The organism is Actinomycetota bacterium (assembly GCA_035536535.1).
Taxonomy (GTDB): Bacteria; Actinomycetota; JAICYB01; order JAICYB01; family JAICYB01; genus DATLNZ01.
This window is the reverse complement of the sequence record DATLNZ010000152.1, coordinates 1-9,734: the sequence shown is the minus strand read 5'-3', so window position 1 is coordinate 9,734 and position 9,734 is coordinate 1. Positions and strand designations below refer to the sequence as shown.

General features: G+C 69.5%; 9 protein-coding genes. All 9 read left to right on the top strand.

Features of this window, described 5'->3' with window-relative positions; genetic code table 11:
* The coding region (gene murF / locus VNE62_10025; protein HVE92616.1) for a UDP-N-acetylmuramoyl-tripeptide--D-alanyl-D-alanine ligase at positions 1-990 on the top strand (990 nt) is incomplete at its 5' end.
* Positions 990-2,063 (top strand): phospho-N-acetylmuramoyl-pentapeptide-transferase, encoded by a 1,074-nt coding sequence (gene mraY / locus VNE62_10020; GenBank protein HVE92615.1) that lies wholly within the window; start codon positions 990-992, stop codon positions 2,061-2,063. The genes murF and mraY, both read left to right, overlap by 1 nt.
* Positions 2,060-3,487 (top strand): UDP-N-acetylmuramoyl-L-alanine--D-glutamate ligase, encoded by a 1,428-nt coding sequence (murD, locus tag VNE62_10015; protein HVE92614.1) that lies wholly within the window; start codon positions 2,060-2,062, stop codon positions 3,485-3,487. The genes mraY and murD overlap by 4 nt, the downstream gene beginning before the upstream one ends.
* Positions 3,484-4,641 carry a putative lipid II flippase FtsW gene (gene ftsW / locus VNE62_10010; protein HVE92613.1) on the top strand — a complete coding sequence of 386 codons (1,158 nt, stop codon included), beginning with the start codon at positions 3,484-3,486 and terminating at the stop codon, positions 4,639-4,641. The genes murD and ftsW overlap by 4 nt, the downstream gene beginning before the upstream one ends.
* Before the next feature lie 40 nt (positions 4,642-4,681).
* Positions 4,682-5,848, top strand: a complete 1,167-nt coding sequence (locus VNE62_10005) for a UDP-N-acetylglucosamine--N-acetylmuramyl-(pentapeptide) pyrophosphoryl-undecaprenol N-acetylglucosamine transferase (protein HVE92612.1) — start codon at positions 4,682-4,684, stop codon at positions 5,846-5,848.
* Positions 5,849-5,879: 31 nt separating this feature from the next.
* On the top strand, positions 5,880-7,265 hold the full coding sequence (murC, locus tag VNE62_10000; GenBank protein ID HVE92611.1) for a UDP-N-acetylmuramate--L-alanine ligase: 1,386 nt from the start codon (positions 5,880-5,882) through the stop codon (positions 7,263-7,265).
* Positions 7,265-8,200, top strand: a complete 936-nt coding sequence (gene murB / locus VNE62_09995) for a UDP-N-acetylmuramate dehydrogenase (protein HVE92610.1) — start codon at positions 7,265-7,267, stop codon at positions 8,198-8,200. Before murC ends, murB begins: the two co-directional genes overlap by 1 nt.
* Before the next feature lie 33 nt (positions 8,201-8,233).
* Positions 8,234-9,058, top strand: a complete 825-nt coding sequence (locus tag VNE62_09990; protein ID HVE92609.1) for an FtsQ-type POTRA domain-containing protein — start codon at positions 8,234-8,236, stop codon at positions 9,056-9,058.
* A gap of 181 nt (positions 9,059-9,239) precedes the next feature.
* Positions 9,240-9,734 (top strand): cell division protein FtsZ (locus VNE62_09985; protein ID HVE92608.1); only part of this gene is annotated, 495 nt, incomplete at its 3' end.

Below are 9,734 nucleotides of genomic sequence, written 5' to 3'. Positions count from 1 at the left end.
TCCTCCGGCATGAAGGTGCATGCGTCGCCGCGGAACTTCAACAACGACTGGGGAATGCCACTGACGGTCCTGTCGTGCCCGGACGACGCGCAGGCGCTCGTGGTCGAGCTCGGCGCCCGGGGACCGGGAGAGATCGCGCGGCTGTGCCGGATCGCGCGGCCGCACGTCGGCGTGATCACCGGGATCGGGACGAGTCACATCGAGTTTTTCGGCTCCCGCGAGGGCATCGCCAGGTCGAAGTCCGAGCTGCTTGCGTGCCTGCCGGCGGACGGCCTGGCCGTGGTCCCGGCAGCGGACGACTTCCTCGACGTGCTGGCGGAGTCCACCCCTGCCCGGGTCGCCACCGTTGGCCCCGGCGGCCACGTGGGGGCCGAGCGCGTGGACCTGGACGAATCCGGACACGCCGTCGCCGTCCTGCGGGCGGGACCCGGTGTGAAGGTGCAGGTGCGCCTGCCGCTGCCGGGACGTCCACTGGTGCGAAATGCGGCCATGGCCGTCCGCGTGGCGATGGAGCTCGGGGTCGGCGCGGAGGAGGCAGCCGCCGGTATCGCCGGCGCGAAGCCGACCGGCTGGAGGATGGAGACGACGCAGTTCGGGGGCCGCACGATCGTCAACGACGCCTACAACGCAAGTCCCGCATCGACTTCCGCCGGGCTGCGAACCGTCGCGGAGATTTCGCGCGGAAGGCCGATGTGGGCCGTGCTCGGGGAGATGGCCGAACTCGGCGACACGGCACCGTTCGAGCATCTGCGAATGGGGCGGCTGGCGGCCGACCTCGGCTACGAACGGGTGGTGGCCGTCGGAGCCGGGGCCGCGGAAATCGCCACCGGGGCCGGTTCGCGGGCTACCCGGGCGCAGGACGCCGCGGAAGCCGCGGAGCTCGTCGCTCGCGAGTCGCCGCCGGATGCCGTCGTGCTCGTGAAGGGGTCGCTGGTCGCGGGGCTCGGGATCCTGCCGTCGCTGCTGCACAAAGTGGGAGTCGGTGGCTGATGCAGGGAATCCTCATCGCAACGGCTCTTGCGATGGCCTTCTCCCTTCTGGCCACGCCTTGGGTGATGGGCGTTTTCCGGGCCCGGGGGGTGGGACAGCTGATCCGAGAGGACGGACCCGCCGCGCACTTCGAGAAGCACGGGACGCCGACCATGGGGGGCCTCATCCTGCTGGCCGCCGCCACGATCGGCTACTTCGGGGCGCAGGTGCGTTTCGTGGGCGCTTTCGGGTTCTCAAGACCCGGCAGAGAGGCGCTCATGACGCTGGGCGTCGGCTGGGGGCTCGGCCTGCTCGGGGCGCTGGACGACCTGCGCAAGATCCGCCAGCGCCGGTCGCTGGGCTTGAGCAAGAAGGCGAAGTTCGCGGGGCAGGCGCTGGTGGGGTTCGGACTCGCCTTCGCCGCCGTCGAGTGGGCGAGCGTCAGGCCGGAGATCTCATGGGCCGGCAGTGGCGCGCCGCTGCTTCCGGCCCTGCATCCGATCGTGTTCGCGGTGTGGGTGGTGATAGTGATCGCCGGCACGTCCAACGCCGTGAACCTGACGGACGGCCTGGACGGCCTCGCGGCTGGAGCTTCGGCCATGGCCTTCTTCGTGTTCATGATCATCGGCTTCTGGCAGTTCCGGCACCAGGACTTCTACGCAGACCTGGGGAACCCGTCTGCCGCGCTCGAGGTCAGCATCGTCGCAGCCGCAATGCTCGGTGCGTGCATAGGTTTCTTGTGGTGGAACGCGGCTCCGGCCAAGATCTTTCTCGGGGACACCGGATCGCTGGCGCTGGGAGGCGTCCTCGCCGCTTTGGGCCTTTTCACCAGCACACAGCTGCTGCTGCTCGTGATCGGGGGACTGTTCGTCGTGGAAACCCTCTCGGTGATCATCCAGGTCGTCGCCTACAAGGTCTTCGGCGGCCGGCGGGTCTTCGCGATGGCGCCCCTCCACCACCACTTCGAGCTTCGGGGCTGGCCGGAGATAAACGTGATCATCCGGTTCTGGCTGATCGCCGCGCTGCTGGCGGGTCTGGGGCTCGCGCTGTTCTACAGCTACTTCCTGCAGAATTCCGGAGGAGTGGTGCTGTGAGCGGACCGAGGATCGTCTCCGACGGCTTTTTGAGCCGCGAGGAACTGCGGGACCGGCGTGTGCTCGTCCTCGGGCTCGGAATGTCCGGGCTCGCCGTCACCCGGGCTCTGGCGTCCGCGGGCGCCGAGGTCTTCGCTTCGGATTCGCGGTCGGAGGTGGCCGGCGACCCGCAGGTGATCGCCCTTCGGGAGTCGGGAATCCGCGTAGAGACCGGCACCCACCGGCAGGCCGAGAAGTGGCTGGCTTCGGCGGACATGATCGTGCCCTCCCCCGGAATCAGCCCGCGGTCACGCATCCTCGGCAAAGCCATTTCAGATGGCGTGCCCGTCCTGTCGGAGATCGAGCTCGCTTACCGGTTCGTGTCCTCGCCGATCGTGGCCGTGACCGGCACCAACGGCAAGACGACGACGTCGCGCCTGATCGGGCGCATGCTCGCCGACGATGGAGTGGAGGCCGTGGTGTGCGGCAACATCGGACACCCCTTCATAACAGCCGCGATGGACTCGCCTTCGGCCAAGGTGTTCGTGGTCGAGGTGTCGAGCTTCCAGCTGACGTTCTGCTACGCCTTTCATCCAACGGTCGCGGTCATCACCAACTTCGCGCCCGACCACATCGACTGGCACGGTTCCATTGAGAGCTACCGCAGCGCCAAAGCGCGCATCGCCTCGCGTCAGACCCGAGGCGACTGGTACGTGTACCCGGCCTACCAGCCGGAGCTCAGCCAGCTCGTTCCGTCGCCGGGCCCCCATCTGATCCCGTTCTCGTCTGAGGTAATCCGGACCGGTGACGGCGTCTGGGTCGACCACGACGAGGTGGCCGCCCGCGTGGGGTCCAGCCTCACGCGTCGGCTGGGGCGGACAGACAACCTGGCCCGCTTCGGCAAGCCTTTCGTAGAGGACGGACTGGCGGCGACCGCCGCCGCGCTGGCCATGTCGACCTCACCGGAAGCCATCGAGCGGTCTCTTGCGCAGTTCGAGCCCGACGAGCACCGCATCGAGCCCGTCGCCGAGCTCGAGGGGGTCCGCTTTATCGACGACTCCAAGGCGACGAACCCTCACGCGACCGTGGCCGCGCTACGCAACTTCAGCAGTGTCGTGCTCATCGCGGGCGGCCGCAGCAAAGGCCTGGACCTCAGCGAGATTGGGCAGGAGTCAGGCCGGACCAAAGCGGTCGTCGCGATGGGTGAGGCGGCCGCCGAGCTTGAGAAGGTCTTCAGCGCCAAGGGGGTCCCGGTGTCACGGGCGGGCACGATCTCGGAAGCGGTGGAGAAGGCGGCATCCCTTGCCCAGGCCGGCGACGTGGTCCTGCTGTCGCCCGGCTGCTCCTCGCACGACCAGTACGCCAACTACGCCGAGCGCGGAGAGGCGTTCCAGGAGGCGGCGCAAGCCCTGGTTGATCGCCGGACGCAAGGAGCATCCAGTTGAGGACGGCCCCCCGGCTCGCGGAGTCGTCGCCGGCACAGACATCCACCGAGCGCCTGGACCTGACGGTCATGGTCTGCGCGAGCGCGCTGACCATCATCGGGCTCGTGATGACGCTTTCAGCATCCAGCGTCCGCTCGGCCGCCTCCACGGGTTCGGCTTTCACGCTTTTCGGCCGGCAGTTTCTCTGGGCGGGGCTCGGCTTCGTCGCGCTGGTGTGCATGTCGCGCATCGACTACAGGAGGCTGCGGGGCATCGGGTATCTGGCGATGCCCGCCGTGTGGGTGCTGCTGGTGATGACGCTGATCCCGGGCGTGGGAATGAAGGCCGGAGGCGCCACGAGGTGGCTTCCCCTTGGCCCCATAGCGTTCCAGCCGTCCGAGGCGGCCAAGCTGGTTCTCATCTTGTTCGGCGCCGACGTGCTGTCGCGGAAGCTGTCCATGCTCGACGACTGGCGCCACGTCGCCCTGCCCTTCTTCGCGTCCGCCGGCGTGACGTGCCTGCTCGTGCTGATGCAGCCCGACTTCGGGACGGCGGTCATCACCGCCTGCTCCGCGATGCTTCTGGCTTTCCTGGCAGGTGCTCCGCTGCGGTTCCTCGGCAGCGTCACCGCGGCGGGGGTCGTCGTCGGGATCCCGATCATGCTCGCGGAGCCGTACCGCAGGGCCCGCCTGTTCGGCTTCGCCAACGCCTCCACCGACAGCCTCAACACCGGGTGGCAGTCGGTCCAGGGGATGGTTGCACTCGGGTCCGGCGGGCTTACCGGAATGGGACTGGGATCCAGCCGGCAGAAGTACGGCTATCTGCCCAACGGGCACACGGACTTCATCTTCGCGATCATCGGCGAAGAGACGGGTCTGGCGGGAACGCTGACCGTACTGTTCCTGTTCGGGCTGCTGGCGGTCACGGCAATCAAGGTCGCCCGGCGCTCAGTGGACGCCTTCGGCTTTCTGCTGTCATCCGCCGTGATCGGGTGGATCTCCATTCAGGTGCTGGTGAACATCGGCGCCGTCACGGGGGTCCTGCCGATCACGGGAGTCCCCCTGCCTCTGGTCAGTTTCGGAGGCTCCTCGCTCGTCTTCTCGCTCGCCGGGCTCGGAATAGTCGCAAGCGTCGCCAGGCACGGCACGGCGGGCGGGCCCCGGCCCCCTCGTTGACCCGCTTCCGCGACGAAGGCGCGAATCACAACCACCAGCCGTGTCCCGCGTCCTCATAGCGGCAGGCGGCACGGGCGGACACGTCTACCCGGCTCTGGCCGTCGCGGCGCAGCTGCGCGATCGCGGGCACGACGTCGCATTTGCCGGCGGGACTCGACTCGAGGCCGCGGCGGTCCCGGAGGCCGGATTCGTACTTCACCGGGTGCCGGGCCGGGGGCTGCCCCGAAGGCCGACGCTTCAGGGGGTGCTGGCTGCTGCGGACCTGATCCGGTCCGTGCGCGTGTCGAGGCGGCTGATTCGGGAGACGGCCACCGATGTCGTGCTGGGCATGGGCGGCTACGTATCGGTGGGTCCCTGCGTCGCCGGGGGCATGCTGGGCCTGCCCGTGGTCCTTCACGAGCAGAACGCGCACCTGGCCCTGTCGCACCGGCTGTGCCTGCGCTGGGCCTCGGCGCTCGCGCTGAGCCTCCCCCTGCCCGGGGGTCTGCCCCGCGGCTGGTCCTCCGATTCCGGGGGCAGGCGCCGGGCAACGGTGGTGGGCAATCCCCTGCGTCCCCAGATCGCGGCGCTGGCGATGGCCGATGAGGCGGACCGGCGCCGGATGAGGTCCGACTCGAGGTCGTCTTTCGGTCTTGATCCCTCGGCCCCTACCCTGCTGGCCTTTGGTGGGAGCCTCGGCGGCCGCGCGATCAACGAGTGTCTCCCACCGAGCGCGGGTTCATTGCCTGCGCACACCCAGATCCTCCACATCGCCGGATCCGGACGAAGCGCGCCGGTATCCGAGGCCTACGCCGGGTCGCCGGTCCGGGTGGTGGTCGTGGACTACGTCGCGGACATGCAGCGGGCCTATGCCGCGGCCGACGTCGCCGTCACGAGGTCCGGCGGTGCGGTCGCCGAGCTAACCGCGCTGGGCCTGCCGTCGGTCCTGGTGCCGGGTTCCTGGGCTACGGGGGGCCACCAGGAGGCCAACGCGCGCGCACTGGAGGCGGGCGGTGCGACCGTCGTCGTCATCGAGACCCAGCCCGAACTCCAGCGACGCCTCACCGAGGCTCTGGCCACGATCCTCACCGACGATTCGAGGCGAGCCACGATGGGTGCGGCGGCCCGGGCGATGGGCAGGCCGCGAGCCGCCGGGGATCTCGCGGAGCTGGTGGAGTCCCTGGCACGAAGTCGCGGACGGGAGCACCCGGAACCCCCACATAACTGACGCGGGCTCCTCGCGCGCCGACACTAGTGGTGTGAACAAGCCTCTGTCCGGCTCGCGCGTGCATTTCGTCGGTATCGGCGGCGTCGGCATGGCCGCGCTCGCCGAGCTGCTGCTCGACATGGGCTATTCCGTGTCGGGGTCCGATCTCAAGCCGTCACGCCCCGTCTCGCGGCTCGTGGAGACCGGGGCGGTTGTCACCGTCGGCCCGCACCGCCCCGGCTCCGTGGGGGACGCCCAGCACGTCGTGGTGTCCTCGGCCATTCGCGAGGGCAACCCCGAGGTTGTGCGCGCGCGCGAGCTGGGGGCCGAGGTGCTGCTGCGTGCGGAGCTTCTGGCGCGCATCTTCGAAGCGGGCAGGGGCGTGGCGGTGTCCGGAACCCATGGCAAGACAACCACCGCCTCCATGCTGGCCGCCGCGCTCACCGCGGCCGGGCTCGACCCGTCGTTTGTCATAGGCGGCGACCTCAACGACGTCGGCTCGGGAGCCAGGCTCGGCTCCGGCGACCTGGTTGTGGCGGAGGCCGACGAGGCCTTCGGCTCGTTCCTGCACCTGAAGTCGCACATCGCGCTGGTGACCAACGTGGACGTCGACCACCTCGACCACTACGGGGATCTGGCAGCGATCGACGAGGCGTTCGTCCAGTTCCTCAACGCCAGGACAGACGGTGGCACCGCCGTGGTGTGCGCCGGGGACCCCGGGGTGCAGCGCATCGCGCAGCGCATTGACGCTCCCGTTGTCACCTACGGGTTCGGCCGCGCCGACCTGGGGGCCGAGCCCCGGGGCAAGGCGTGGGCGCTCAGCTGGCGGGGGACGGAGGCCGGAATCCTGCGCCCCAGGGTCCCCGGACGGCACAACGTGTTGAACGCGTGCGGCGCCGCGGCTGCCGCCTTCCTTCTGGACGCTCCCGCGACCGCCGTCCTGGAGTCGCTTTCTTCGTTCGCCGGGGTCGAGAGACGATTCTCGATCCGAGGCGCGAGCCGCGACGTCGTGGTCGTGGACGACTACGCGCACCACCCGCGGGAGGTTTCGGTGACGCTTCTGGCGGCACGTGAGAGATTCCCGGGGTCCAGGATCATCGCTTTGTTCCAGCCGCACCTGTTCTCCCGCACCCAGCAGCTAGCGGGGGAGTTCGAGTCTGCCTTCGAAGGGGCCGATGTCGTCGTCGTCACGGACATCTACGGCGCGCGCGAAGACCCGATCCCGGGCGTCAGCGGACGGCTGGTCGTGGACGCGGTCAACCGATCGCCGGACCGCCACGAGCTGGTGACCTACGCGCCCTTACTCGACGAGGCCGCCGGGCTCGTGGCCGGGATGGCGGCTCCGGGCGACGTGGTCGTGACGCTGGGAGCCGGGGACGTGACATCGGCGTCCACGCTGATCTTGGAGCTGATCGCCCAGCGCGGGACGCCGAGCTGATGCAGACCCACCCGCTCGCTCAGACGGTCGCCGACGCCCTGGTTCCCCGCGTCGCCGGGACCGTCCGGCGCGGCGAGCCACTCGGGCAGTACACGTCGTTCCGGGTGGGTGGGCCCGCGGACGTGGCCGTCGAGGCCGAGAGCGAGCAGGACCTGACGGCCGTCGCGGATCTCTGCGGCGGGATGCCCGTGGCTGTGATCGGCCGCGGCTCCAATCTCCTGGTCTCCGACGACGGCTTCCGCGGCGTCGCCCTGCGACTGGGGCGGGGGTTCCGCACCCAGCAGGTCGGGGAGTCCACGATCGTGTTCGGCGCGGCCGTCTCCCTTCCCGCCGCCGCCCGGCTCACCGGACGCATTGGCCTCGCGGGCTTTGAGTTCGCGGCGGAGATCCCCGGCAGCTTCGGCGGGGGAGTCCAGATGAACGCGGGAGCCCACGGCCGGAGCATCTCGGACGTTCTCGTCTGGGCCGACCTCCTGGACCTCGGCACGGGCCGCCTCGAAAGAGTCCCGGCGCGGGACCTCAGCTACGGCTATCGCCGGTCGTCCGTCGGCGAGCGCGTAGTCGTGCGTGGCGAGGTGCGTCTCGAGCCCGACGAAGTGCGCGTCGTGCAGACGCGGATAGCCGAGCTGCTGAGGTGGCGCAGGACGCACCAGCCGGGGGGACTCAGCGCCGGGAGCGTCTTTAAGAACCCGGACGGCGATTCCGCCGGGCGGTTGGTGGACGGGGCGGGGGGCAAGGGACTGAGATGCGGGGGAGCCGTGGTCAGTGACGTCCACGCCAACTTCATCGTGGTCGAACAGGGCTCCACGGCCTCCGACGTCTGGAGGCTCATCTGGCTCGTCCGCGACCTGGTGGTAGAGCGGATGGGGGTTCAACTTGAACCTGAGGTTCGGTTTCTGGGCGACTTTCCGCAGGTGGAGCGGCATGAACTTTAGGTTGAGGGTCGATCTGCGCGTGCGGAGGCTCCCATGAGGACGCGTACCCGTCGTCCGGCCGGACCCGTGGTGGTGCCGCTTCGCCGCCGACGTTGGAGGCCCCGCCTGAGGACGTCTCTGGTGGCGCTGTCGTTGCTGACGGCCGCCGCCGCGGGGGCCTGGTTCTGGACGGCTCTTCACGTGAGGGTGGCCGGCGTCCAGACGGTCCCGGCCCAGACCGTGATCGAGGCGTCTGGTTTGCGGCCCGGCAACCGGATGGTGCTCACGCGCCTTGACTCGGCCGCCCGCTCCGTGCGGTCCCTGCCCCAGGTGAGGACGGCGCACGTGCGGCGGGTGCTGCCGGCGACACTGGAGATCCGCGTGACGGAGCGGGTTCCCCTGGTGCGTCTGCAGGCCAGGCGCGATCTGGCTGCAGACTCCGAAGGAGTGTTCGTCCCCGCGCAGGAGTCGATGCGCCTCCCCACGCTGTCCGGGTGGCAGGGCCAGCCCCGCGAGGGCGAACGCCTGACGGGGGCCGGACGCACGGTATTGCGCGCCTACAGCGGCTTCCCCGGCGAGTTGCGTGCGATGGTCTCCGTCATCGACGTGGCTCCCGAAGTGACGCTCGCCGCAGGCAGGACAAAGATCCGCATGGGCCGGCCCGAGCAACTGCATGACAAGGCCCGCGCCGCACTTGCGGTCCTCCGGGATGCGGCCGCCAAGGGGACCGAGCTGGAGTACGTGGACGTCCGGGCCCCCCGTACGCCGGTTGCGCGGGCTCGGGCGGGCACCGACCCTGCCGCCCCTGGGGACACCGGGGGCTCCGGTGGTGCCCCTCCCGTGGCTTCCACACCAACGCCGGGCGCCAGACGCCGGTAGCCCCTCCCCAGCGGCTTCTTCCTAAGGGGGACATTGACTCTGCGGGCAGCCTGGGGTAACCTTCTTCACCTGCAACAAGAGATAGAGGTTGTTTAACGTTGTTGTCGATGTTCAGTCCAAGGCCCGTACGGAAACGCCGGTCGGCGTCCGGGGCTCCCCGAGCGTTCAGGAGGTCAGGCGCATGGCCGGTTCACCAATGAGCTATCTCGCAGTGATCAAGGTTGTCGGCATCGGCGGAGGCGGAGTCAACGCCGTCGAGCGGATGATCGAGGCGGGACTCCGCGGAGTGGAGTTCATCGCCATCAACACAGACGCACAGGCTCTTCTCATGTCCGATGCCGACTTCAAGCTCGACATCGGACGCAACCTAACCCGCGGACTGGGTGCGGGGGCCGACCCGGACGTCGGCCGTCAGGCGGCCGAGGATCACCGCGATGAGATCGAGGAAGCCCTCAAGGGATCCGACATGGTCTTTATCGCCACCGGAGAAGGCGGCGGTACCGGCACCGGCGGTGCGCCGGTCGTCGCGGAGATCGCAAAGAACCTCGGCGCACTGACCATCGGCGTGGCGACCCGCCCGTTTGAGTTCGAGGGCCGGATGCGCAGCCTGCAGGCCGAGGCCGGCATCAAGGAGCTCAAGGACAGAGTCGACGCGCTGATCATCATCCCGAACGAC